Annotated in this window: 28 protein-coding genes; 7 read left to right on the forward strand and 21 right to left on the reverse strand. The window is 44.3% G+C overall.

Annotated elements, in window-relative coordinates:
- Positions 1–6 precede the first annotated feature (6 nt).
- The 3 genes from WQ57_RS17745 to WQ57_RS17755 all read right to left on the reverse strand — a co-directional run bounded on the left by WQ57_RS17745 (position 7) and on the right by WQ57_RS17755 (position 2,617).
- The gene (locus WQ57_RS17745; protein WP_046525106.1) at positions 7–936 is read right to left on the reverse strand and encodes an aldo/keto reductase; all 930 of its coding nucleotides are present in this window, start codon (positions 934–936) and stop codon (positions 7–9) included.
- 100 nt (positions 937–1,036) lie between these two features.
- Positions 1,037–1,525, reverse strand: coding sequence for an STAS domain-containing protein (locus WQ57_RS17750; RefSeq protein WP_052948805.1), 489 nt, complete (start codon positions 1,523–1,525; stop codon positions 1,037–1,039).
- A 132-nt stretch (positions 1,526–1,657) separates the two neighbouring features.
- On the reverse strand, positions 1,658–2,617 hold the full coding sequence (locus WQ57_RS17755) for a cation diffusion facilitator family transporter (RefSeq protein WP_046525107.1): 960 nt from the start codon (positions 2,615–2,617) through the stop codon (positions 1,658–1,660).
- Positions 2,618–2,976: 359 nt separating this feature from the next.
- Here WQ57_RS17755 and WQ57_RS17760 point away from each other — a divergent pair, with 359 nt between their 5' ends.
- Together WQ57_RS17760 and WQ57_RS17765 are read left to right on the forward strand one after the other, a co-directional pair.
- Positions 2,977–3,405 (forward strand): excalibur calcium-binding domain-containing protein, encoded by a 429-nt coding sequence (locus WQ57_RS17760; RefSeq protein ID WP_046525139.1) that lies wholly within the window; start codon positions 2,977–2,979, stop codon positions 3,403–3,405.
- A 26-nt stretch (positions 3,406–3,431) separates the two neighbouring features.
- Positions 3,432–4,040, forward strand: a complete 609-nt coding sequence (locus WQ57_RS17765; RefSeq protein ID WP_046525108.1) for a class D sortase — start codon at positions 3,432–3,434, stop codon at positions 4,038–4,040.
- Positions 4,041–4,159: 119 nt separating this feature from the next.
- On the opposite strand, the gene WQ57_RS17770 is transcribed toward WQ57_RS17765, so the two are convergent.
- Entirely contained in the window at positions 4,160–4,792 is a 633-nt protein-coding gene (locus WQ57_RS17770) for a CPBP family intramembrane glutamic endopeptidase (RefSeq protein ID WP_052948807.1), read from the reverse strand.
- A complete protein-coding gene (locus WQ57_RS17775; protein ID WP_052948808.1) occupies positions 4,785–5,600 on the reverse strand; it encodes an alpha/beta fold hydrolase in 816 nt (271 codons plus the stop codon). Before WQ57_RS17775 ends, WQ57_RS17770 begins: the two co-directional genes overlap by 8 nt.
- Positions 5,601–5,765: 165 nt before the next feature.
- Between WQ57_RS17775 and WQ57_RS17780 the strand changes: the two genes are divergently transcribed.
- A complete protein-coding gene (locus tag WQ57_RS17780; protein ID WP_046525110.1) occupies positions 5,766–6,353 on the forward strand; it encodes an HAD hydrolase-like protein in 588 nt (195 codons plus the stop codon).
- A gap of 238 nt (positions 6,354–6,591) precedes the next feature.
- Here WQ57_RS17780 and WQ57_RS17785 read toward each other — a convergent pair whose 3' ends face one another.
- From WQ57_RS17785 to WQ57_RS17795, 4 genes are all read right to left on the reverse strand, one after another.
- A complete protein-coding gene (locus WQ57_RS17785) occupies positions 6,592–7,074 on the reverse strand; it encodes a pyridoxamine 5'-phosphate oxidase family protein (RefSeq protein WP_046525111.1) in 483 nt (160 codons plus the stop codon).
- 97 nt (positions 7,075–7,171) lie between these two features.
- The gene (locus tag WQ57_RS27360; protein ID WP_277620302.1) at positions 7,172–7,294 is read right to left on the reverse strand and encodes a hypothetical protein; all 123 of its coding nucleotides are present in this window, start codon (positions 7,292–7,294) and stop codon (positions 7,172–7,174) included.
- A 16-nt stretch (positions 7,295–7,310) separates the two neighbouring features.
- The gene (locus WQ57_RS17790; protein WP_046525112.1) at positions 7,311–7,526 is read right to left on the reverse strand and encodes a hypothetical protein; all 216 of its coding nucleotides are present in this window, start codon (positions 7,524–7,526) and stop codon (positions 7,311–7,313) included.
- A gap of 59 nt (positions 7,527–7,585) precedes the next feature.
- Positions 7,586–8,173 carry a CBO0543 family protein gene (locus WQ57_RS17795; protein WP_046525113.1) on the reverse strand — a complete coding sequence of 196 codons (588 nt, stop codon included), beginning with the start codon at positions 8,171–8,173 and terminating at the stop codon, positions 7,586–7,588.
- A 192-nt stretch (positions 8,174–8,365) separates the two neighbouring features.
- On the opposite strand from WQ57_RS17795, the gene WQ57_RS17800 reads away from it, so the two are divergent.
- Entirely contained in the window at positions 8,366–9,826 is a 1,461-nt protein-coding gene (locus tag WQ57_RS17800; RefSeq protein ID WP_046525114.1) for an alpha-amylase, read from the forward strand.
- A 165-nt stretch (positions 9,827–9,991) separates the two neighbouring features.
- Positions 9,992–10,363, forward strand: a complete 372-nt coding sequence (locus WQ57_RS17805; RefSeq protein WP_046525115.1) for a type III secretion system effector protein — start codon at positions 9,992–9,994, stop codon at positions 10,361–10,363.
- Between the two features lie 59 nt (positions 10,364–10,422).
- Here the strand turns inward: WQ57_RS17805 and WQ57_RS17810 are convergent, their stop codons facing one another.
- From WQ57_RS17810 to WQ57_RS17820, 3 genes are all read right to left on the reverse strand, one after another.
- A complete protein-coding gene (locus WQ57_RS17810) occupies positions 10,423–11,007 on the reverse strand; it encodes a cupin domain-containing protein (RefSeq protein WP_046525116.1) in 585 nt (194 codons plus the stop codon).
- Between the two features lie 132 nt (positions 11,008–11,139).
- Complete coding sequence (locus WQ57_RS17815; RefSeq protein WP_046525117.1) at positions 11,140–11,928, reverse strand: nucleotidyltransferase domain-containing protein; 789 nt, start codon at positions 11,926–11,928, stop codon at positions 11,140–11,142.
- A 95-nt stretch (positions 11,929–12,023) separates the two neighbouring features.
- Positions 12,024–12,347, reverse strand: coding sequence for a hypothetical protein (locus tag WQ57_RS17820; RefSeq protein ID WP_046525118.1), 324 nt, complete (start codon positions 12,345–12,347; stop codon positions 12,024–12,026).
- Positions 12,348–12,557: 210 nt separating this feature from the next.
- Between WQ57_RS17820 and WQ57_RS17825 the strand changes: the two genes are divergently transcribed.
- Positions 12,558–12,893 carry a hypothetical protein gene (locus WQ57_RS17825; RefSeq protein ID WP_052948809.1) on the forward strand — a complete coding sequence of 112 codons (336 nt, stop codon included), beginning with the start codon at positions 12,558–12,560 and terminating at the stop codon, positions 12,891–12,893.
- Positions 12,894–13,097: 204 nt separating this feature from the next.
- The gene (locus WQ57_RS17830) at positions 13,098–14,093 is read left to right on the forward strand and encodes a phosphotriesterase family protein (protein ID WP_046525119.1); all 996 of its coding nucleotides are present in this window, start codon (positions 13,098–13,100) and stop codon (positions 14,091–14,093) included.
- 87 nt (positions 14,094–14,180) lie between these two features.
- Here the strand turns inward: WQ57_RS17830 and WQ57_RS17835 are convergent, their stop codons facing one another.
- The 9 genes from WQ57_RS17835 to WQ57_RS17875 all read right to left on the reverse strand — a co-directional run bounded on the left by WQ57_RS17835 (position 14,181) and on the right by WQ57_RS17875 (position 24,497).
- Positions 14,181–17,036, reverse strand: coding sequence for an ATP-binding protein (locus WQ57_RS17835; RefSeq protein ID WP_046525120.1), 2,856 nt, complete (start codon positions 17,034–17,036; stop codon positions 14,181–14,183).
- The gene (locus tag WQ57_RS17840) at positions 17,029–17,403 is read right to left on the reverse strand and encodes a response regulator transcription factor (RefSeq protein WP_046525121.1); all 375 of its coding nucleotides are present in this window, start codon (positions 17,401–17,403) and stop codon (positions 17,029–17,031) included. The genes WQ57_RS17835 and WQ57_RS17840 overlap by 8 nt, the downstream gene beginning before the upstream one ends.
- 42 nt (positions 17,404–17,445) lie before the next feature.
- Complete coding sequence (locus WQ57_RS17845; protein WP_156183178.1) at positions 17,446–18,309, reverse strand: amidase; 864 nt, start codon at positions 18,307–18,309, stop codon at positions 17,446–17,448.
- Positions 18,310–18,331: 22 nt separating this feature from the next.
- The gene (locus tag WQ57_RS17850; protein WP_046525123.1) at positions 18,332–19,777 is read right to left on the reverse strand and encodes a glycosyltransferase family 2 protein; all 1,446 of its coding nucleotides are present in this window, start codon (positions 19,775–19,777) and stop codon (positions 18,332–18,334) included.
- Positions 19,770–20,840 carry a HEAT repeat domain-containing protein gene (locus WQ57_RS25765; protein ID WP_052948810.1) on the reverse strand — a complete coding sequence of 357 codons (1,071 nt, stop codon included), beginning with the start codon at positions 20,838–20,840 and terminating at the stop codon, positions 19,770–19,772. Before WQ57_RS25765 ends, WQ57_RS17850 begins: the two co-directional genes overlap by 8 nt.
- Complete coding sequence (locus tag WQ57_RS17860; RefSeq protein WP_338151910.1) at positions 20,837–21,979, reverse strand: GGDEF domain-containing response regulator; 1,143 nt, start codon at positions 21,977–21,979, stop codon at positions 20,837–20,839. Before WQ57_RS17860 ends, WQ57_RS25765 begins: the two co-directional genes overlap by 4 nt.
- Positions 21,980–21,991: 12 nt before the next feature.
- Positions 21,992–22,462 carry a response regulator gene (locus tag WQ57_RS17865; RefSeq protein WP_046525125.1) on the reverse strand — a complete coding sequence of 157 codons (471 nt, stop codon included), beginning with the start codon at positions 22,460–22,462 and terminating at the stop codon, positions 21,992–21,994.
- Between the two features lie 61 nt (positions 22,463–22,523).
- A complete protein-coding gene (locus WQ57_RS17870; RefSeq protein ID WP_046525126.1) occupies positions 22,524–23,612 on the reverse strand; it encodes a hypothetical protein in 1,089 nt (362 codons plus the stop codon).
- Between the two features lie 234 nt (positions 23,613–23,846).
- Complete coding sequence (locus WQ57_RS17875; RefSeq protein WP_046525143.1) at positions 23,847–24,497, reverse strand: 2OG-Fe(II) oxygenase; 651 nt, start codon at positions 24,495–24,497, stop codon at positions 23,847–23,849.
- Positions 24,498–24,849: the final 352 nt, after the last annotated feature.

Below are 24,849 nucleotides of genomic sequence, written 5' to 3' on the forward strand. Positions count from 1 at the left end.
GTTACGTTATGAGTTGAAAATCTCGCCAATTGCAGTGATTTCTTCTGCAGTTAGCTGAATATTGAGCGTTTTTAGATTATGCAGCACCTGCCCGGCATTCTTCGCGCCTGGAATGATGACATCGATTTCTTTCCGGGTCAGGTACCAGGCCAGCACGATATGCGAGACTTCTGCTCCTTTGCTGTTGGCAATCTGCCGTACCTGCTCGATTCTTTCCAAATTACGTTCGTACACCCCAGGCTGGAATTGCGGCCGTTTCTTGTTCTTCTCGCTCACGTCGGTTTGCTTGCTGTACTTGCCTGTCAATAGGCCCGATGCAAGCGGATAGAAAGGCACAAAGGAGATTTGGTGCTCTCTCATGTATGGGAAAAAATCTGTTTCCGCACTGCGGTCAAGCAGATTGTAGGCTCCCTGGTAGACATCCACATAACCGTCTTTGTTGGCTTCCTGCAATTGTTCAAGCGTAAAATTGGACACCCCAATCGCACGAATTTTCCCCTGGTCCTTCAATTCCTTTAAGGCCCCAACGGCTTCATCCTTGGGTGTATCTTCATCCGGGAAGTGTATGTAGAACAAATCGATATAATCGGTTTGAAGGCGCTGCAAACTTTCCTCCACCGCCTGTTTTAAGAAGGCGGGAGAATTATCATTCACAAGCTCATTGCCGACAAACTTATGCGAACCCTTTGTGGCAATGACAAAATCCGAACGCCTGCCGCTCTCCCTGACAACTTCCCCTACTATTTCTTCTGACCGTTTTGGCCCGTAAATAAAAGCTGTATCCAAAAAATTAATGCCATTTTCAAGTCCGGAGCGGACCAGTTCCCTTCCGGCATTTTCATCAAGGTTCGGAAACAGGTTATGTCCGCCGACGGCATTGGTGCCAAGGCCGATTGGATTGACAACAAGATCGGTTCTTCCTAGTCGTGTTTTCATATTGCCCCTCATCCCCTTTTTAAAAAGATACCTTCATCATAACAAAATGGCAGACAGGGTGAAAAAATTAAAGCTCCCGCAATGGGAGCGGTCTGCTGAATTATTTTACGAGCGCAATCTCAAGGCCTTTCTTCTTGAGCAAATACTGCAGGGCTGCCCTGAAATTGGCGAATGCTTTCAATTCCTTAATGATCCCAAGACCGGATTGCACCAATTCCCTTGAGAATTCCGGAGAGAAGCCAACAGCAATGACCTGTACACCCATCAGGTTTAGAGAGGAATTGAGCTGCTCAATATATGTGCCCAGGATGGCCAAATCGCCAACCTCTTTCACAGAAATGGCTGTAAAATCGATAACGGCTGTGTCTATATCATCCTTACTCGCATAATCCAAAATTTTTGGAATAACCATTTGAAAACGTTCAGGAGTCAGTTCCCCGGCAAATGGAATCAAAATTGTGCTTGGCACAATCGACGGGATAATAGGTATGGCAGCTTTGTTAAGGGAATCTTCCAATGAAGCCACTCTCTCGTTCAGTTTTTGAATAGTTTCCTTCATGATTTCAAGTTCATATGTTTGATTTTCCATAGGTCCCTCGACTTTATGACATAGTTATTAACTATCATTATATAACCTTTTCAATTAGATACAAATTATAAGGGTAAAACTCTTTTAACCCCGTTAACCAACAACGGGGTTTTGTTTACAAATAATGGGATTTCATTGTTTGGATTCCCAGGTGTTCACTTTATCGTCTTCATCAAACTCGACAACTACATCGGCAACTCCTCTTTCTTTCCGGATATTTTCTTCCAAACGGTCCCTGATATCGTCAGCTTCCGCAATCGTGATCGCCGGGTCGACTTCCACTTTCACTTCGACATGGAATTCGTCGCCCTCTTTAAGAACTGAAATTCGGGGCAAATCTTTTATATCGGGGTCTTCTACAACCATGCGCGCAATCTTCTCCTGCATATATTCATCCGCCTCCCCGAGCACACCGGCTGCATTGTCAAGAAAAGTCTTGCCGACAACATAGAACATGAGAATTCCAATGATAATCGACGCGATGCCTTCTGCGTGATGATAGGGAGTGTAATGGGAAATCAATACCGCTAGTAATGCAAGGATTCCCCCTCCTGTTGCAACGGAGTCTTCCAGGAAAACCAGCTTTGTGGCTGGTTTGGCTTTGTTCACGTTCATAATGCTTTTAGGAATGATATCCAATCCTTTCGCATCGATGCCCACCTCATGCAGCGTTTCTTTCATTGCTTTAAATAAAACAATTGATTCAAGGATGATTGAAACACCCAGGACAACTACGATGATAAGAAAACCTGACGATTCAACGGGATGCTTTAGATGTCGGTATCCTTCCAATATGGTTTCATAGGCCATAATGCCAACGATAAGGACGGCTCCTAGCAAAACAAGGTTTACTAACCGGCCAAAACCATTTGGGAATCGTCTGGTAGGCGCTTTTTTGCTAAGCGCGGAGCCTACAAACACGAAAAATTGATTGGCCGTATCACCCAGGCTGTGCATGGTTTCAGCGAACATCGCCACATTTCCTGTGAACAGATAGGCTACTCCCTTTATGAGGGAAATAATGGAATTGACTGTAGCAGCAGCTAGTGCCGACTTGTTTCCTCTTCGCAATAACAATAATAGATCCTTCATTCATTTTCATCTCTTTTCTGTCAATTTGTATGGAAATTCAGACCGTTTTGATGCCGCTCAAACCGGCTAGCACAATCACTTCCTTTCATAAATATAGGCTGTTGAATAAATGTAAAAATCCTTATGAATACATACCTCATACTTTCTGTTTAAAAACACCGGGCACTTTTATTTTTTTCTACTGGTTCCTCCTTCACTGGTACAGAGTAGGAATCAGGCATCATTTATCGACATCAGCCAATGAAAAAAGACTCATTTTTTGTATAACTATAATTATTATTTGAAAACTCTGTCAGTTTATCCTATACTTTGCATCGTAAGGAAAATTTACCAAATTAATGGAAAGAAAGGTGATGGAGATGAAGAAAATATTATCGTCGGCAATCGCAGGTGGGTTCCTATTAATTGGTACGAGTACTATGGCAGCTCCGGATGATGACAGAGATTGTGGTGAGTTCGCCAATCACGGAGAAGTGATGCAGTTTTGGTATGAGAATGGTTATAGTGCCGAAAATGACCCGCATGATTTAGATCGGGACAATGATGGATTACCGTGTGAAATCAGCAGCAGCCAATATAAGGATTTTGTGGCTTCCCAGGAAGGAAATGGTGGAGATGATACTACAGAAACCGAAGAATCAACCACAGAAGCAGATGAAACTGTTGCACAAGAAGGAGAAGAGCTGCCGGATACAGCGACGAATTCTGCCAGTATGATGGGGTTGGGAGCTGTATTTGCGGCTATGGGTGCCTATCTCATGATTCGGAAAAAGGATGAAAATGCATAAAAGACAGGGCGACCTGTATAGGGGCGTTGAGCGTGAAAAAATGGCTTGGTTTCCTCCTGATTTTGACAGGAACTATTATCATAGTCTATCAATACCTGGAGTGGAACACAGGACGCACATCTGCTGAAAAAGTCTCGCAGGAAGAAATGGAAAAATATGAAGCACGGAAAAAAACAGTGGATCCACCACCTATTCCTGAAAATGCAGAGACAATCAGTCTACCCGACCATGAGTTGGGAGAAAAAGTGGCCACCCTCGTCATTCCTCGAATTGAACAAAAATATAGTGTTTATTGGGGCACAAATGAAGAAGTTTTAAAGCAAGGTGTCGGCATGTTTATCAGCAAAAGCACGACGGTGCCAGGTATTGCCCATACCGTTCTTAGCGGACATAGGGACACGGTATTTGTAAGGCTGGGAGAACTCGAGGATGGCGATGAACTGATAATAGAATATGACAGCAAGATTTATACTTACACCATTCGTAAAATCTGGATTACAGACGAAAATGATAGGACGGTTATTGTCCCGAAAGACCAGCCCACTTTGACCCTTACCACTTGCTATCCGTTCACCTATTTTGGGAATGCAACGGAGCGGTATATCGTTCAGGGAATGCTGAAATCTGTCAATTGAAAAATGAATCCAATCCCCCAGGGAAGGTTCTCCTGGGGGATGTCTGTTTCGGCACGGCCCATATTACTCTATGGTACTAATTTATAGCGCCTCTTTGCTAAGAAACAATTTTGTAGCCATTACCTCACAATAAACCAATAGACACAAACAATCCCCAAATCACTTAAAATATGTCCAATAATGGGGGCTGTCAATGATCCTGTTTTTTCGCGGATAAATCCCCAGAAAAGGCCGGCTGCCAACACTGGCAGTATCGCGATTAAGCTGTAGATTCCCTGGAAAATCGGGAATACGGATAGAAGATGATAAAGCGTGTAAAAGCAGGAGGTCAGCCAGATGGTATACATCGCCGACCTCTGTATCCTAAGCTTTTCATGCATATACCCTCTCCAATATACTTCTTCCAAAATCGGGTTCGCTACAAGAAGGACCAGCACGAGCCAGAACTCGCCTTCCCCCGCGAAACCCCAGTCCAATAGTAATACCCTCAGCTGGTCGATTTTAAGAAAATAGATGTGAAGCCAGTTCAGGCCTCCGTAAATGAACAAAAAGAACAGAGCCCCGCTTGCCAACCCCAGGATGATTCCCTGTTTAGTCACCTTGAAGCTTTGTGCCGGGAATGCCTGGTCAATGAACGGCACCAGAAGAAGCCAAGCATAAAACAGCAAAAACGTGATAGCCACGCTTCCAAAAAGCTGTAAACCCATAAAAATCATTAAAGTGGGCCCAATCAACCGAACATAACTAGCCAAGTCCTTCCGCCTCGACTGTTTCTTCCACCCTATACCGTTCATCAATTGGCCGCAAAAAGCGGTCTACAGCACTATTGAATTCAAGATGCGACCGCGGCGGCAACTGGTGTGTTCCATTTTCAATAAAGATGACTTCCGTTTGGGGTGCTTTCTTTTGAAAAGGAATTCGGTAATGGTGCATGGGCTTCTCCTTGGAGCCATAAATAAGGAGAATCGGCATTTTTAACCTGTGAAGGAATGGAGTAGTTTTATATTGAAGTCCGGCTTTGCAAAATTCATAGGAACGCCGGGCATCTGATAGGCGGGCATATTCGAAAATCTCCTGTTCATCTTCCTTGCTGCTTTTATTCAGCTTTGCCTGAAGCTTTGCAACAATGGACATTTGCCGAAGTTTGGCCAAAAACATGACGGTTTTGATGAAAAGCTTTGGGGTAAGATTGTTGATTTCGGAAAAACCTCCTGACATAATGATGGCGACGGTTCTGTCCGGGTACTTTAAGGCAAATTCCTGGGCAACAAGCCCGCCGTAGGAATAACCGCATAGTACGGCTTTTTCTACTCCGATATGATCCAGCAGTTTTCTTAAGTCATTTGCCAATCCTTCAATGGTAATTGGCTCGCCGCCTTTCGAGCTCCGTCCATGTCCTGCCAGATCATAGAAGATGGTTTTATAGCGCTCTGACAGGGTTTCCTGGTGCTTGAAAACATTGTGGCCCATTACAAAGGGATGAATAAAGACAATCGGCATTCCGTCGCCTTTCACCTGATAATAAAGCGATAAAGATTCGTTAATATCTGCGTATGGCAAAAGTTCTCACCCCTTCGTTCGCGGTTAGATTGTTCCTTACTATACCCGCGGCTCGCACTATTCCAAACGGACGGCGAACCCTTCCAGTTAAAATTGCATAATTCTTTCATAAATAGTAACCTAATCTTTTTAGAAGGAAGAATTTCATACAGAAAGAGGATGAACATGAACATTTTATGGGATTTTGATGGTACCCTGTTTGATACATATCCGTCGCTGGTAGAAGGCTTTGTTGAGCTTAGCGGCAAGGAGCTTGATCGCACTGAAGTGCTGAAATGGCTAAAAATCGATTCCAAGACGGCTTTCAGGCATTATGGCATTGATGAAAGCCAGAGGGAAGAATACATGAGGCTGCATAACCTGCATGCCAAGGAGACCTCCATCCCATTTGAACACCTGGAAGAGGTATTGGCGCAGGCAGATATGAATATTATTGTGACTCATCGTGACAAGGCATCAACCATCTACCTTTTGGAGAAATTCAACTTAAGACAGTATTTTACGGATATTGTAGCGGTCGAGGAGCAGGGTTTCGTTCGGAAACCGGATTCTTCCGCATACGAATTCGTCCTGGAAACCTATCACATCGACCTTGTCGTAGGCGACCGCGATTTGGACCTGATTCCGGCGAAGAAGCTGAAGATCAGTACGGTGGCTTTCCAGAATCGGGAGATTGAGGCTGATTTCCATATTGACTCATACGTTCATTTTATTCCTCAAGTTGTTGAAGTCATAAAGGCAAGAAGTTCATAGGCGGAGAAATTCCGTTTAAGGTATATGAAGGGGCCCTAAAAAGCAGAAATAAGCGGAAAATTTCCAATTAACTTCTGTTTTAAGGGTTAAATTCATGGATTAAATGAATATAAACGGAAAAACTCCCCTTATATTGCGGGAAATGTTGGTATTTCCCGATTTAAGAGGAACTTTTCCGTTTATTTTTACATCTGAGTAAAAATTTCACAACCGAACGGCCTAGAGTCACCCTTAGTTTCTACTCAAGCTCGATTGTTTCATTTATATTAGCAGAATCCGCTTCCTGGCCTGTCATCCTTTTAAGCATAAATACAGCCTGTTTTGTGATGCTTCCAGTCTCCCAGTATTCGGCTGCTTCGGCATGCACCTTCACCAGAATCACATTTGGGTCATCATAGGTGGTTTGCATGATTTTTTCATAAGCTGTACTCCAAAGCTCCTTCTTCTTTTCGAGGTCTTCGACTATTTCCGCCTTGCCGCTGACGGAAACATAGGAATCTCCAACATATGCTACATTGACATCCGCATCCATGAGGAACTCCTGGTATTTATCTGTATCCTTCTTGGTGAAAAACCAGAGATCCCCGTCAAACTCGACATCCTGGGTTTTCATTGGGCGTGACACCAAGCCCTCGGGTGCCTTGGTTGTCAGCATGGCAGTGTCGATATCCTTGATCAGCTCCCTAAGCTTCTCTACTTCTTCCTGATGGTATTTTGACATGAAAATCACCTCACTGTTTTACTTGGACTCTACCCTTGGTGCTGCCTTTTAATCATGTTATTTAAAAAGACCGCGAGAAACGCGGTCTATCTGGGTTTTATTTTAATTGGCTTTTTTGCGCCCGCAAGGCGATTTTTTCAAGGCCATTCTGCGCAAATTCCTGATCGGTTTTGGGCATCGCCTTTTTGTCCTTCAATTCGGTATGTTTATGTTTAGCCATTTTTGACACCTCCAAATTAATAATCTTTTTGACCTTTTTCTTTTAATGACGCTCTTGCCTGGAGATCTTGCTCTTCGGTCTTTTGAAAACCTTTATCCAGTCTACCGGCATTTTCAATGTCGCCGGAAGCCTTATATCCGGCAACCTCTGCATTCGATGTGGTACCATAGAGACCCATTCCGCCCAATTCCGAATTGATGTTTCCCTCGCTTCGGTCTATTTTGCGATCCATGTTTCTTCACCTCGTTTAATAATATAACCAAATTACACAAAAATAACGAAAACAGCTCGCTATTCCCGGTTCAGGCTGAACTTATTACTCTTACTCAAATAGAGGAAAGTGTTCATAATGATTTTGGCGATTAGGGCAGTAAAAGCATAGCCTAAAAAAAGAACAAAGAAGTTCTCCTTTCCTCCAAAATGGAACAAGCCAAGCCCTACCATCAGCGGTTTCATCACATAGGCGAGTGTAAGGCACAGTCCCAGCATCCAGAGATAATAATTTTTCCCGTGATTCAGCAGATATTGATAAAATAGCATATAAATGACAGGAACCAAGGAAGCATCCAGGGTGATGCTTGCTGGCAGAATGGGTATAAGTTTATAAGGGTATGTCCAGTAGCCGTTATTGACGCCGAATATATCCGTATAGCCGAAAAAGACATGCACACTATATCCATAAAAACCAAGCAGGAATATTTTTCTTCGGTCTATAAATAAGACAACAAGGATGAGAGGAATGACAAACAGAGAGAGCACCACCCAAAATTGCCATGTGAAGTAATGGGAGTAATGGGACCAATATTCCACCCACCTCTCATTTTGGACAATTTCCGCTTTCCTGATTTGTTCAATGAGTTCCAGCTGTTCACTTTTCACCTGAGTCCCTCCATCCTTTTAAAACATGAATTCTCTCTTTATTAGTAAGTTCATTTTCTCTTCCCTTATTCATCATAGAGGTGATTTCAGCATTTTTAAAATAACGGACATGGTTTGCTCTATCGATAACTGGGTAAGTATCTCTATAATCTAGGAAATGATGGAAATCATTGTGTTTAGGGGGAAAAAGTTATGGAACGCAACCATACGATTATGCAATTTTTCGAGTGGCATTTGGAAGCAGACGGCAAACATTGGCGCCGTCTAAAGGAAAAAGCACCGGAATTGATTGAAAAGGGCATCACCTCTGTCTGGATCCCGCCGGTGACCAAGGCAACGACTGACGAAGATAATGGGTACGCCCCTTATGATTTATATGATTTGGGAGAATTTGACCAAAAAAATTCAATCAGGACCAAGTATGGAACAAAGGATGAACTGATTGAGGCGATTAACGCCTGCCATAATTTCGGCATCAAAGTTTACGTGGATGTTGTGATGAACCATAAAGCCGGTGCGGATGAAACGGAAGTGTTTTCCGTAATTGAAGTGGATCCAAATAACCGGACGGAGGAAATATCGGAACCGTTTGATATCGAAGGCTGGACAAAGTTTACCTTCCCGGGCCGCGGGGATAAATATTCCTCTTTTAAATGGGATTTTGGCCATTTCAATGGAACCGATTATGACGAGAAAACAGGTAAATTCGGGGTCTTTAAGATTATCGGCGAGAATAAGGACTGGAACGATCATGTGGATGATGAGTTTGGCAATTACGATTATCTCATGTTTGCCAATATAGACTATAACCATCCGGGGGTCAGAGAAGAAATGATTGAATGGGGAAAATGGCTGGCCGACACGCTGGATTGTGACGGATACCGGCTAGATGCCATTAAGCATATCAATCACCAGTTTGTCAGGGAGTTTGCCGGCGAAATGCTGAAGCACCGCGGTGATGATTTTTATTTTGTCGGCGAATTCTGGAAGCCGGATTTGGAACCTTGCCAGAACTTCCTTGATGAGGTGGATTATCAAATCGACTTGTTTGATGTTCCCCTCCATTATAAGCTGCATCAGGCTTCTCTTGAGGGGAGTGAGTTCAATTTAACCACCCTGTTTGACGGTACCCTGGTCCACTCCCACCCGCTTCATGCGGTCACTTTTGTGGACAACCATGACTCACAGCCCCATGAGTCGCTGGAATCATGGGTCCAGGACTGGTTCAAGCCTAGTGCTTATGCCTTGATCCTGCTGAGGAAGGATGGCTATCCGGTCCTCTTTTACGGCGATTATTATGGAATAAATGGGCCGGATCCGGAAGACGGGAAACAGGAAATCCTCGACCCGCTGCTTGAGGCCAGATTCCATAAGGCCTACGGCGAGCAGACGGATTATTTCGACCACCCGAATGTCATCGGCTGGGTCAGGCATGGTGCGGAGGAGATTGGCCACTCCGGCTGTGCAGTGGTCATTTCCAATGGCGATGAAGGTGAAAAGAGAATGTTCGTAGGGGAACAAAAGGCTGGTGAAGCATGGATTGACCTGACGGGGTCGAGAAAGGAACAAATCACCATCGATGAAGATGGCTATGCTGCTTTCCCTGTAAACGGCGGCTCTGTATCTGTTTGGGCGTTTCCTACCAAGGAATAGAGAAAAAAGCTGAATTCCCTGGAATTCAGCTTTTTATGTACCACTTCCTCCCAATAGAATGGCAAGCATAATTGCTCTATTAGAACATAAGTAATAGTAGAGTATAAACCTGTTTCCATTTAGCAAGAATGGAAGCATGACGGTTGGGAGAAAGGAGTAATCTTATTGATTTCCTACGGTAAATTTTTGGAATTGGTTGCTGTTGCTGAACAAATGGGATGTTGTGTCATATATAATCAGAAGAAAAAAGTCACCTTTAATATCAATATGAGTATAACCATCCCTTTATCTACCACATTGGAAAATGCCTATGCACTCGCCCATGAAATCGGCCATCTAATCGATTACGTAAATGGTGAGCTGGATTACGATAATTGGCTGAAGGACCGTTCCTATCGTATCCATGCTGAAATGAGTGCCTGGGTTCATGCTTATAAGCTATTGGACAGCCTGGACATTCCCTTGCATAAATGGAAGCATCATGTTCAGGTTAATCTTGGCACCTACCTGGAATATGATGAAGCGATTCCTCTTTAGTCCCCGGTATCAAAGGAACATAAAAATGCGTTCATACAGGATGAACGCATTTTTCATCTTTACCGTTGATGTTCTTCCGCAGCCATTGCGTCTGCTTTCGTACGATGAATGGTCCCAAATGGATGCTGCGGCGGCGCGTAGATGGAATACAGCTTAAGAGCTTCCCTGCCGGTATTGATCAGGTTATGCCATGTTCCTGCTGGGATGACAATGGCAAAGTTATCGGCAACTCTCCGCTGGAAGTTCAGCTGATTCCTTTGTTTTCCCATTCGAACGATTCCCTGCCCTTGTTCAATCCGGAGAAATTGATCAAGATGGGGATGAATCTCGAGGCCAATGTCTTCTCCCGGGCCAATGCTCATCAGTGTAATCTGAAAATGCCGTCCAGTCCATAAGGCCCGGCGGAAGCTGTTGTTCCGCGTCGTTGCCTCTTCTATGTTGACCACAAAAGGATCAGGCCCGAAATCGGTTCGCTGCCTATTCGCATCCTGAGCTAAATGCCCTGGGCCGGGCGCACTTGCCTGATCAGTGACGAGGCTTTGGGTAAAGCTGTTCCCTCCATATGGATGCTGAAAATAAGATCCATTGGGATAGTATTGATTATTTGGCAAATACTCATTGTTCCAGTAGGGCTGATAATACATTCCTGCCATCCCTCCCCATTTATCTAGAATCAGCTTATGCCTGCAAGGAGAGAATGTACATTGGCTATGACAAGATGGGCCTTTACCATCTTTTATAGGTCATAATTGATTTGCCAAGGATGATTTTAAAGACTACTTATCCCATACTTCTACAAGCGCATCCCTGAAAAGCTTGTCCAAGTGCGGTGTACAATCCGGAATTTTATGATCCAGCGTTTTTGTATATTCGCGTAGTGTGCAAATTTCATCAGAGAGAAATTCGTTCAGGATTTCTTTTTTTGGATCCAGTTCCAGTTCCTCGCCATCCAGTTTTCTTTGAAGGAGGTTCTCTATTTCAGCTTTCAGCTCCCCTTCAAGCACGAGTGTGTTCATTAAAACCGGGAATTGCAGCGGCGGAAACCGATGATACTCTTTTATATACCTGGCAGCCAAAACGGGTCGAAGCGCATAAAAATATTTTTTTATCCTGACTTCTTCCCCTTCAAGGTATTTCTTATAATTATTGCTGGCCATATTGAGGTAATGATGGAGGCAGGAATGGGGAGCAAATATGCTTTTGCCGAGCTCTTTCATCTGATCAATGGTTGAAAAGGCCTGGTGGTACACTATCCCTGAATGAAGCCATTCCATTAAAGGCGGATTGGACTTCCTCAGCAGCCGCAATGCTTTCGTTAAGTCCCAGCCGGAAACATCAAGCAAATCATCAATCGGCTCTTCAATGACATCCCGTTTTGAACCGATTCCCATCGGATCAATGGTGAGATATTGTTCTCTTTTATGTATATAAATAAATCGCACATCATAATCGCTGTCTTTTGATGGGAACCCCCATGCCCTGCTCCCTGATTCACAGGCGTAAAGAATTTTCACTTCGAAGTCTGACTCAATTTTTTGCAGTGACTTTAAAATGGTACCCTTCATGGTCTATCCCCTTTCCGCTTGTATTACTTTCCCAATATGGCCAATTTAAAAGGAATCTTGTTCCTTTTGAGCAAAAAAAAAGACCCCCCATGGGCTTATTTTTTATTATTTACATAATAAAAAACCACTTTTTTTACCTCTTGGAGCATTTTTTTGGCGGAATCCATGTCTTTCATTTCGATGACAAACACGCTAAGCTTGCTGGCGTATTCCATCTTAGCGGTTTTGTCCAATTCGTTTACTCGTTTCCTGATCAAGGAAAGCAGCTTCTCTTTACTTTTGCTGGACCAAACCCCGCAGGTGGGAATGTAAATCTTTGCCTCAGGAGTCAAATCTACCTGGTACTGTCCCCAGGGAGTATGGAGGAAATTAAAATAACTTTTCGCCCTTGTTTGGGTTACATAAGAATCCCACTCCATGTGAAACATCTCCTTTCATGATTTCAACCCTATTATATCATTTGTTTAATAATTCTGATATGAAATTTTCTGGTAATTTCATCTTCCCCTTTTTCCAGCCCCATTCCAAGAAAACATCCTTGTCCTATAAGGTTTTGATGATTGTAACAAATGTCATTTTTAAAACCTTTTAAAACGGGTATATAGCAGAAAAAGAGATGGAGGGGTACTATGAAAAAGTCTACTATTGGTTTGATATCAGCATCCGTGCTAGCGGGCGGCGCTCTGGCATATACTGTCGCAAGCAGGAAAAAACAGCAAAAAGAGGAAATGGAGCATAAAGTAGTCACCATTCAGCATGAAGACAAGGAAGTTAAAGTGCTTGAGGATACAGATATGAGAAACAGCGAGAAAATCGACCAGGTGGAAAGTGTCGAGGCGGATCAGGATCCCGCAGAAAAAGGCCTCACCCTGCTGGACTCGGCTTACCGGGCCGAATGGCAGGCCAACGGCTTTCCTCAAACCCATAAGGAAATGAAAGAGCTTGAAGAAGAAGAAGTAAAATAATAGAGATTTAAGGAACCCGCTATAAGGCGGGTTCTTTTTATGAAACCACCAGAATGGCGTTGACAATCCGAACTTTATCTTGGTACTATTTATATCAGATAATTCATAATTTTCAAAAACAGAGTATTCGCTCTACATAAGATATTTCTTCATCGCATGAAGGTAAAAGGTGATCATTTATGAGAAATGAAGGAGAGGAAATGAATGGCACTTATTAATTCAGTAACTGGACCGATTGAAACGTCGGAATTGGGGGTAACCCTCATCCACGAGCATATGCGGGTTCGCTCGGAAGCTGTATTTGTACAGTTTCCCCATTTGTATGATGAAGAGAAAGAATTTGCAAAAGCAGTGGAGCAAGTGAACAAGGTGAAACGGCTTGGGGTTAAAACCATCTGTGACCCGACGGTTATGGAACTCGGGCGCGACATCCGTTTTATTGAGAGGATTTCACGCGAAACAGGCGTCCAGATTATTGCTGCCACAGGAATCTACTCCTATCATTATATCCCGCCCCACTTCCAGAATCGTGATATCGACTATATGTCCTCCCTGTTTGTCCGCGATATTGAAGTGGGAATTCAAAACACTTCCATTAAGGCAGGCTTCCTGAAATGTGCGACTGATGCTCAGGGAGTCACTCCAGATGTTGAAAAAGTGATTCGGGCCGCAGCGCGCGCCCACAAAAAAACAGGTGTGCCCATTATGACCCATTCCCATCCTGGTTCAGGAACCGGTATTAGCCAACTTGAGATCCTTATCGAGGAAGGTGTTGATCCATCCCGGATTCTCATTGGCCATACTGGTGATACAGATAACCTGGAATATATCCTCAGCGTACTTGAATATGGCTGTTTCATTGGAATGGATCGTTATGGTTTAACAGGAGAAGTACCGACTGAGAACCGCAATACCACGGTTATAGAGTTGGCTAAAAAAGGCTATGCCGATCGCATGTTTCTTTCACAGGATCATTGCTGCACTATTGATTGGTATCCTGAAGACATTCCACAGCAAATGTTCCCGAAGTGGACCATGAGTTTTGTTCTGGAGGAAGTGATCCCTGAACTTAAAAACAGCGGAGTCACAATTCAACAAATTCAAATGATGATGGTGGACAATGCCCGCCGCTGGTTTGAAGGAAGCTATGATACTGGAACTTATTCAAAGTCGGAAATACGGGGAGCTGTTTCACAATAGAATGCTAAAAAGCTATCCTCCGGGCCATAGGGAGGATAGCTTTCTTTGTGTATCTATTTATCTGTCTATCTACCAAACCGGTTCTTGTCAGCTTTCATCCTTCTCGGGGTTCGGCAGCATAATCTGCCCTTCGCGTTCGTTTTCGAGCAATACTTGCAGAATATAATTAGAAAGCCGGCTGAGTTGGAAAGGTTTGGTCAGGTACCCTGCTGCCCCGAAGTATTGGCCCTTTTCTTTTTCATCCATCGCTGTCGAAATGAAGATAGGGATATTTTCGGTTTTTGGTTCGGCTTTCAGCCTTTTGATGATGCTCCAGCCGTCGATGCTGTTTTCCAGCATGATATCAACGACCACAGCATCCGGGAGTTTGTTCAGGATCGCTTCAATTGCCGTGTCTCCGTCTGTATAATGGGTAACGAAAAATCCATTATCCTTCAATTCGTCTTTTAACAGACTCGCAAGGCTAAGATCATCCTCGACAAGGACAATATGGGCCTGTGATTCCCCCTTCTCCTCTGGCTCAGCTAGACTGTCGCCTTGGTCAATAACAAGAGGAAGCCTGACGGTAAATGTACTTCCGGCTCCTTGCTCCGACTTCACTTGAACATCACCGTCATGGGCTTTAATAATTTCCTTGACGATGGAAAGCCCCAGTCCGGTCCCGCCAATTTTCCGGCGGTCCGTATTATCTATCCGATAAAACTTTGCAAACAGGTTCGGTATCGCCTCAGGAGGGATTCCAAGCCCTTCGTCACTGATATCAACCGCGACTCTTGTTTGTTCCCCCCTAATCTTAACAATGATTTTGCCTCCGTTGGGCGAATACTTCACCGCATTGCTCAACAAGTTGCCGAACACCTGGATGAGCTTGTCCTGGTCACCTAATACGGTGCGATGAGCGGCCTGAACATCCACTACAAATTCATGTTTGTCGGTATTGACTTTTTGTGTCCTGACAACATCCTCTACAATATGCTGAAGGTCACAAAAATCCTTATGGTAGGTCTGCTTGCCGGACTCCATTTTCTGGACATCAAGGAAATCGTTGATCAAAGACGTTAAACGCTTGGCCTCCTGTGAGATGGTCAGCAAGTATTTCCTTTGCCTTTCAGGTTTCAGTTCTTTATTCAGCATCAGCTCGGTGAATCCGAGCACACTCGAAAGCGGCGTTCTTAATTCATGGCTGACCGTGCTGACAAATTCTGATTTCATTTGATCGACTTCATATTGTTTGGTAATATCGTGGTACTCAAAAATCGTGCCGGATTTCTTCCCATCCCTGTACAGAGTCTGGGCATAAAGCTGGACCATTCGTGCAGGTATGGTTTTTAACTGGAAAATGAAGGATTCATCCTGCTGTTCCCCATGAATTGAAGATTGGAGGAAAGCCACTAGCTGATCCGGATGTTCCGCCTTTTCCTTCAACTGCCTTATCCAGTTTTTAGAGGGGCCACGAAGAAGTGTCTGGTTTTCCAGGCCAAGGATTTCCTTAAGCTTTTCGTTCACATGTAAAAGCTCGCCTTCCTCATTAACCAGCTGAATGCCTTCATGAATGGAGTTGAGGATGTTCTGGACCATCTTGCGGCTGTTTTCCGACTCCTGATACAAATTCAACTTCTCAAGGGACAATGATATTTGTTTGCAGAAACCGTCAAATCCTTTTATTTCCTTATCGCTGAATTTGTGGCCAAGCCTTGTAACCATCAGGACAGCAGCGAGCTCGCTGTCTTTAAGGAAAATGGGCAGTGTCAGGTCATAGCTAGAATAAGGCTCTGTTACATACCCTCGCTCTCCTGGCGTGCTTTCACGCCTAACCACAAATGGTTCCATGGTCCTCTTCATTTTGGTAATTCCCGCACTTTCATCTATGCTGGCCAGGAATTGCTGTATTTCTTGATTATTCAGGCCATGGGATGCTCTGCTTTTATTTTCGTCCAGCAGGACAATCAGACCCTTTGTGGATTTTGTAAAATGAACCATGCTGTCGATGATGCTGTCCAGCAATTCCTTCCTGTCAAGGGTGTTGATTAGGCCGTTGATAAACTGGTTCCGGCGGCTGAGCAATTCTTCGTTTTCCCTTGATTTTTGAAATGCCTCCTCAAGCCTTTGCTGCTGGCTTGTCAGTTCTTCCTGCTGTACAAGAAGTTCTTCGTTCTGGTTCATCAGCTCCGTTTCGCTGCTCTGGAGCTTTTGGACCATCTTTTCCAATGAGCGGGAAAGAACGCCTACCTCATCATTGCGCTTTGTATAGTTAAACGAGTCAATATAGGCGCCTATGCTGATTTGTGAAGCCGTTTCAGCCAGGTCTTGTAAAGGAAGCGCCAGCTGACGGACAAACAGCCTGAATATAACCAAAAAGATCATAATAATCACAAGGATGAAAACAAAGAAAACCAATTGGCTATTTGCCGTTTTATCCTCTTTTTCTGCCTGCAGCGATTCACGCTCCAGACTTAGCTGCGCATATTCCCGGGTTAGGATGCTTAGGAAGGCATCGACTCTTTCCACTCCGCCCTGGTCAAGTGCTACTTGCTGGATGCCTGCCTGATTGTTTTCCTGCTTGTATGTGACAAGCAAAGGTAGATAGTCAGTATAATACCAGTCCTTAAACAATCTTACTTCACGGACAAGGACGTCTTCCCCGTCCCATTTTGTCTCCATTCTGGATATTTCGGTATCGAGCAGATTCCCATTTTTATCGATTTTGTCCAAAAAAAGCTGTAATTCAAAGGCTATATAACTGCGGCCCTGGTAAAAGGTATCGTCAAACAAGGATTCTATCGTTTGTATGATGTCCATTCTCTCCGTAAGCACATCCAACTGCTGATCATAGGTGTTTTTCAGCTGCACCTGGTACCAGCGCAATCCCAGGATGCAGATAAGCAGGATTAAGATGAACGAAATATTCATCCTGATTGTTTTTTTAACGGAGCTTTTATTCATCTAAAATATCCCCGATTTTCTCAATCAGGGCGAGAGGACTGAAGGGCTTGGAGATAAAATGGTCGGCCCCCGCGGTCATGACCCTGTCCTGGTCCAGTTTTTGGCTTTTGGCCGAGAGCATCAGGATATTAACATTTTTCTTGCTGTCATCCTCATGCTCCCTGATTTTTTCAATGACTTCCAGTCCGGTCATTTGCGGCATCATGTAATCGAGGATGACCAGATCATATTCATTTTCCTCGATCAGCTGGTATGCTTCCTCGCCATCACAGGCTTCATCAATATCATATCCCTCTTCTTCGAGTGTATCTGTAATCAGCATGCGCAGAACTTCTTCATCTTCAGCGATCAATATCTTCTTAGCCATCTATAATCTCCTTCTGTAGTTGATGTTATCTCCTGTGTTATTTCATGATTTTTTATCTGCCAGTCTCATCCATCCGGATAAATCGTGGATGGCAAATCCTCCGAAGGCCGATTCATGGCGAACATGACGTAGAAACAGGTTAAGCTGAGTTTGCATTTCCTTCAGGCCCGAAGTTGAAAATGTCGTATGTTTCTCCTCCTGTGGCAATGTTTCCACTGCAATCGAAACTGGTTTTCCCAGCTCCTTTGCCCAGTTTAGTTCAGAAGATGTGATATCGATCATCCCATTGCTTCCTTTGGCGTAATTTCTGTAAGCCATGATCGTGACAAAATCGGTGTGCTCCATCACCCATTTTGCCAAAGATCCCTTGCCATATTGATTTTTAAATAAAACTACATCCCACCAAAAGGGAATATCCACGCCAAATGAGAGTCCAGTTTCACTTGAAAAGTGAGAGGCCTCCTTAATGAGACTCTGGTAACCTTCCTTCCATTCCGATTGCTCCCTTGTCCAGCCAGGAAGAAGATATGGCTCTACATCGAGATGGATACCCGCAAACTTTTGCGAAGGATGGAAACAGCTGACTTGATACTCCTCAATCCATTGCTGCCATTCCCGATAATGTGCGCGATGCTGTACCTGGGCCCATGAAGGCTCGCCTCCGAGTGCATGGACCTGAATATTGGCCTCGTTTGCTTTTTGGATGAACGTTTGGTAAGTGGCTTTATCCATTTCAGGGTCGAGTTGCAAGTATAAAGCTTTCACCTGCTGGTTTTCTAAAAAGGCCAGCACTTCCTTGGGGGAATGCTCAATGAGTTGGGTGTCCCAAAGCCAGGTTGCCAGCGGATATTGCCTTGTTCCGCTTAAGGACAGCGAAAGTATGGCGATTCCTAAAACGATGGCCAAAGCTTTCATCCTCCTCTCCATTCTAGGAGGAAACCCCTTTTCGGGTCATTTCTCCCCACCCATGCTTCTTTCCCCTGATGGCCTGAATCAGACCCTGGAATCTCCAGATGGTCATGATCGGACGATACCAGAAAGACTCGGACAAGGCATACAGCATCAGCCTGGTCAAGTCCCGGGGCTTCGGATACCGTTTGATCAGCCACTCTTCCAGCAATACCGAACCGATTGACAAAAACGATCCATACAGGAAGGTCAGAATAAAGAGAAGAAGAGCAAACTTGATATATACTCCCCCAAGAATGAGCCCTGTGATTACGGCTAAATAGCCAAGCAATTCGATGACCGGACCCAGAAGTTCAACAAACAGGAAATAAGGCATCGAAATCATCCCGATTCCTCCGTACCTTGGATTTAGCATCATTTTACGATGAGCCCACAAAGACTCGAATGTGCCCCGGTGCCACCTTGTACGCTGGCGGTGAAGAATTTTAAGTTCTTCAGGTGCTTCTGTATAACAGACTGGGTCTGGCGTATACACAATCCGGGCTTTGCTCTTTTCTTCCCTGATCATCCGATGGAGCCTTACGACCAGCTCCATGTCTTCACCGACTGTATCAACTTTATAGCCCCCTGCTCTTACCACCCAATCGGTTTTGAATACTCCAAAGGCTCCTGATATGATCAGCAGGAGATTGTGCTGGCTCAGGCCAATTCGGCCCAGCAGAAAAGCGCGCATGTACTCGATTACCTGCATGATGACGACCGGCTTCCGGGAAAGGACGATATCTTCCGCCTTCAATTCTCCCCGCTCTATATGGCAGTCATTGGCGATGGCGACCGTGCCTCCGGAAGCGATGATTTCCTCGCCAGGGCTTGCTTCAAGGATGGGCTTTATGATTCTGATGAAGGCGGAGTAGTCGAGTACCGTATCTCCATCAAGAGAAACAAAATATGGATACTTGGAAAGATTGATTCCTGCATTAAGCGCATCTGCTTTTCCACCATTATCCTTGTCAATTAAAAATAGGTTGGGATAAATGGCAGATTGGTAGACCGCTTTTACTGTTTTTGAAACTAAACTTCCTTTCCTATGAATCACCTTCTGATTCATTTCCGCCATACTGAATTCTTCAATCATTTTATTCAATGTTTGATCCTTTGAACCATCGTTCACAACAATGACTTCATAGAGCGGGTATTGCATCCCGCCAACAAGGGAGCGGACACTGCCGACAATGCCTGCCTCCTCATTGTATGCCGGCACAATGATGGAAAGCGGAAGGGTATGTGCCGAATTCTCAAGACTTTGATAGTACAGGATGGAGTCCAGCCCGCGCTCCTTATTTAATTTCTTCGCGGATATCAGGAAAAGAGCCAAATAAAAGGCAAAAACGAAAAGGATGAACACGATGACTACGAGATTCATGGCAAGAAAAAAAACATTGCCCCATTCTGAAAGACTATGCATCCTTATGGCTCCTTTCCAGCCATTCACCCGCAATATCACGCGCAAACCGGTCGGGGTGATAGGCAGCAATTCTGTTCAAAGATTTCATTCCTTCCGGGTACTTTATAATGGATTTCGCACTCTCGTTTCTTACGAGGTAGGAGGAGTCGCCGAGCATCGTTTCGAGATAGGGCAGAAACTCCTTGCTACGGATGCTGCCCATTGACCTTGCAAGCATAATTCGTTCCGGCACCGCTTTGGCGCATGGGACAGAATCCAGGATAAGGGAGGTTTTAGGGAAATATCCGAAGCTCGCTACTCCCTTCCAAATCCGGATCCGAAGTTCCAGATACTCAGCCTGTGACATGATTACCTCGTCCTGTATCAGCTCTTCCAGTAAGTTCAGATACTCCTCATTCCGGACATGCATATTCTGCAGCACATCCAGGATGCACTCCTGAATCTCAAGGGGATAAAGGTAAAATTCGCGGATGACAGGAGAAGCATCTGATTCAGCCAGGAAGATTTCCATGATTCCCCGGCGGACAAAAAGCGGCAGTTCTCCCTCGCCCGATTGAAGCATTTCAAGAACCTGCCTGCTTGATAACGAGGCAAGCGTAAAATAGACTTGGTACTTTTCCTGCTTTGAGATTTCCTTCCGGTTTAACAGTGAGTTAATTTCCTTCTCCAATTCAGTTAAGTGGAAAAGGCCGATGTAAACCATACTTTTCATCCTTACTTCCGGACGTGAATGCTTCAGCCTTTTTCTATAGCTGGCAAGGAAATGCTTGCGAATGAAAGGCTGTATGTTTTTAAGCAGCAGGTGTTCATTTTTCAAACGGCGGGCGAACTCTTCTTCCAGCACTTCCTGCTCCAGCATTGTTTTGGGCACAATTTCACTTGGAGGAAGCCCACTTTCCAGTAACAAGTCAATACCTTTTTGATACTTGCGCATTATCCCGATTTTTTTTTCGCTATATTTTTGCCTCCGTACCTTTGCCACATAAAGGGCAATGAATATCGTGAAAACTACTGCTAATAGATAGAGGCAGACAATTGTAATTAAATATAGGATTACGTTCATGAGTTGCCTCTGATCAGCCTTTTGATCCTGGCCCTCAATTCTTCCATCCCGAAAGGTTTTTTTAAATAATCATCGGCACCCTGCTGGATGGCGGTCGCAACATCCTGCTCACCTCTCCTGTTTGTAAGCATCATAATGGTGTATTTTCTTTTATCAGCGCTGCTTCGTAGTCTTTTGATCACTTCGAGGCCGTCCATTCGCGGCATGACTCCATCCAAAATCAAAAGATATTGGTCATGTTCGTTATGCCAGGGATCGGCAAAAAAGAGCTCCCCATTTCCATATGTCCGCAGGTCCGTTTCAAAATCGTTACCTCCAATATCCGACAGTTGGGCTTCCAGCATTCCGCAAATGATGGGATCATCATCAATTACGGCAAGCCTGACTATTTTTTTCCTAACCTGCTCTCCCCATTTAATGACGTGCAGCTGGCCAGTTTTATTCTCAGTACCGCCATGGAGAGTCGAGTCGAGTTTCCTTATGCACTCTTTTGGGGAAACATCCGGATGATTGATTTCAATCAGGCTGGCGGAGACTGTGGCTTCGATTTCCTTGCCTACTTTTTCCCGGACCATTTCCGGGAATCCGTCTATCAGTTTTTCCAGTACCCTCTTCGCTTCCTGCAGGGCAGCATGAGAAAAGAGGATAAGGAAGGAGTCTGCTTCAGAACGTACAATCACGTCATAAGGCTTTATCTGTTCCTGGATATAATTGTACAGTTGCCGCAGCAGCTGATCGCCTTTTGGGTATCCATGCTGTTCATTAATAGCTTGAAAGCCATTGATATTGATACCTCCAACACAAAAGCTTTCCTGATTATCCCGCTGCAATTCGAGCCTCCTCCTGATTTCACCCAAGGCATATCTGTGATTAAACGCTCCCGTTAAGGAATCGGTCAAAATCAACTCAAGCATCCTGTTTCTTTTCGCAGTCACCCGCTTTAACCGGATAACCAGCTCCTCCATATTGATGGGCTTGTTCATGAAGGCATCGGCTGACCGGAAAACCTCCATCCTTTGTTCTGAGCCGTTATGGCCGCTCATCATGAAAATCGGAACATGGCAGGCATCCGCCTGCTGGGCCAGGATGTCCAGGATATGAAATCCATCCTTCTCGGGCAGATGGACATCAATCAGGATGCAGTCAGGCTCTCAGCGATAAAAATGCTGGACTGCCTGGTCTTTGTAGCTTGTTGCTTGAATTACCATGAAACCTTCTTGCTCCAGCTGCTCCCTTATATATTGTAGCAGGACGACATCGTCATCTATCACAAATATTAAAGGCCTTTCCTGCTGCCTTTCCCCAGACAGGTAAGCCTCCCCTTCGTCTTTGCTTTCTTCTTCCATCCTTTCGTCATCAAAAAGGGCAATAAAAGGCTGCAGGAAATGGTACAACTTGGTTTTCGGCCAGATTTGCATTGCATCAGGATCGACTTCCTGCTCCAATTTTTCCGCAATGCTTGCCCAATTGGCAAAACCAATCTGTGCCCCGGTCCCCTTTACTGTATGAAGAAACTGGTACAATTCCTTTTCAGAAACGTCCTCTTCACCAGTCAGCCAATTTCTCAGTCGCTGTTGATTCTGGCTCAGGAATAAACGCTGGTATTTTTCAATTGCTTTCAATCACATCACTACCTTATTACAATACTTTTTATCTGGTCCCGCCCTATAGCTCAAGAGGCGGCTATTTTTCTTTTTGTTCGATTTCCTTCAATATCTGCGTCATCATGGGAAAATAACTTCTCCAATAAAAGGCTTCCTTCGGTTGAATAAACGCCATCAGGTCATAAAACACATTCGGTACGATCCATTTCGGCCAACTGGTGGTCTCAATATCGGCATAATCACCAGCAAAATAATAGGTACGGTTTTGAGGGTGATGAATCACCGCTGGAAACTTGCCTGGCAAGCCATGGTCCTTTAAAATTTGCCGGCCATTGCCCTGTAGATTCACGTGATAATTCGCTTCCACGATCGTACCGGAGTTTGGTTCCACAATATCAAACCAATATCCATAGGGGCTGTTCCTGGCTTCGGGGTAATGGGTCCTGCCCTCCTTCGTCCATTGGAAGTATACCTCGCCCTCGAAATCACCGTTGTCGAGAACCACCACCTTGTCATTTTCGGCGACAAAAACAAGTCCTTCACCTTCAAACTTCCACTCCTGCTGATATTGATCCTGATAATTGTTTACCAGCCATGAAGGAATTTCACTATCCTGCATATCTGGAAAGTACCGGCCAATCCAGCCGCTCCATTCAAAGGACATGCTCTCTTCAACCGATTTCCTTACAGAGTCTTCTGTCGGGGAGGCAATGGAGTTGAATTCCATCAAAAGTACAGTAATCTCTTCCCTGGCTTGAAGGATTGCGTCCCATTCCTGAGATGTCAGCCCGCCGTAAATAAGACTGGAGCGGTCGCCACGAGGATTCTCGTTTACATCCTCACTGTACACTCCGTAGGTATCTGCCAGATATATCAAATCAAGGGGAGCCTGAGGCGCAAATTCCTGGTCGCCGCTGAATTCATCAGGACGATATCCAAAATAATCTTTTTCCTTTTCATAGGCCTCGCCGTCCTTTGTGGTGATTTTATGATGTTCAAGCAACCAAAAAAGTCCCTTGTGCTCCCTGAAGTCATCATTGGGAACGGTTTTATCGATAACAGCTACCCCCATTGGCACAGCTGATTTTATGTACCAAAAGAAAAATGGAGCCCCTATCAAAAGCAGCAAAGCCGAAATAGCTCCAGATAATGCCAGGTTATATCTCATTATATATCTCCTAAAATCATAGACTTTTGTTTAATATATAGAACAATATTATCCAGTTTATAATATCATAATAGCGAAAAAACTTTCCAATTTTATATTACAATGGAAAAAAACAGGAAATTAATTGTACTCTTTCCTGCAAACTTCCTTTGTACGCAAAAAAGCCGGGATACACAGTAGCCGGCTTTTTTGATTATGCTGCTCTCTTGACAGTTGAATGACTCCGTTTTTATATTATTTAACCACTTTCCTTCTCATCCACTGCGTGGCCGCCCACTTATCGCCAATGATGACGGGAGCGCCCCCGTGCAAGGTCAGCTCGTTTAAAGAAGTGTTATCGTAAAAATACTCGAAGTACACTGCCATCCCCTTTTGGGGCGAGACAGAGAAGTTCAGCTTGGGAAAATACGTTTCCCCGCCTTCCTTCACATCATTCAAATACATGACAAGTGTGCTGATTCTGGGATTGCTTGCGCCATTTTCTACTGATTTAAAAAAGTCAAAATGGGCTTTATACTCCTGTCCGACCTGGTAGTTGAGGATTTGAAGGCCTTCGCCGTGTGCAGCAGGAATGCCCATGATATGCGAGACCCTTCTTTCGATTCTCACTACCAGTTCATTTTCTCCTTCATCAAAAAACATGCTGGAGCTGCTCCGAAGATCATCCACTTCCCGTGTATTCCCGATTCTCGAACGTTTCAATTTATTTTGCGACAAGGAGATAAGCTCATCGCACTCTTCATCGCTTAGGACATTACCGAGCACAACGATCAGCGGCTCTTCCATTTTGGCGATGATCCTGATTTCCCGGTCTTCCGTCATTATTTTATTTCCAATGTGGTTAAAAATCGTTGGTTCTTTGATTGGCCTTTCTGTCGCATCCATTTTCAACTTTATCACCCTTTAAATAGTTTGAATTTTGGCAATTTTAAAGCTGTATCTAACAGATCGTTTGGTTGAAGGAACAAATGAAATATGCTGTAATCCTTTTAGACGTGAATTCCTCCCGCAATCAAAATGGATGGTGAATTTTTCAATTTATTTTACATCGCAGAAAACCGTTTGGCTATTAAAATATTTTTCTCTTTTAAAAATAAAAACCTTGCTATTTTTGGAAAGAAGAAAAAAGGTTTTACACAAAACACACAGGGAATCAGGGGAATAAGGATGGCACAGTATGGGGGTGAATACCATGAATTTGCTATACGTTAAGGCTATGGAAGCTTTCCAGAAAGAT

Source organism: Mesobacillus campisalis, assembly GCF_000986785.1.
GTDB lineage: Bacteria > Bacillota > Bacilli > Bacillales > Cytobacillaceae > Mesobacillus_B > Mesobacillus_B campisalis.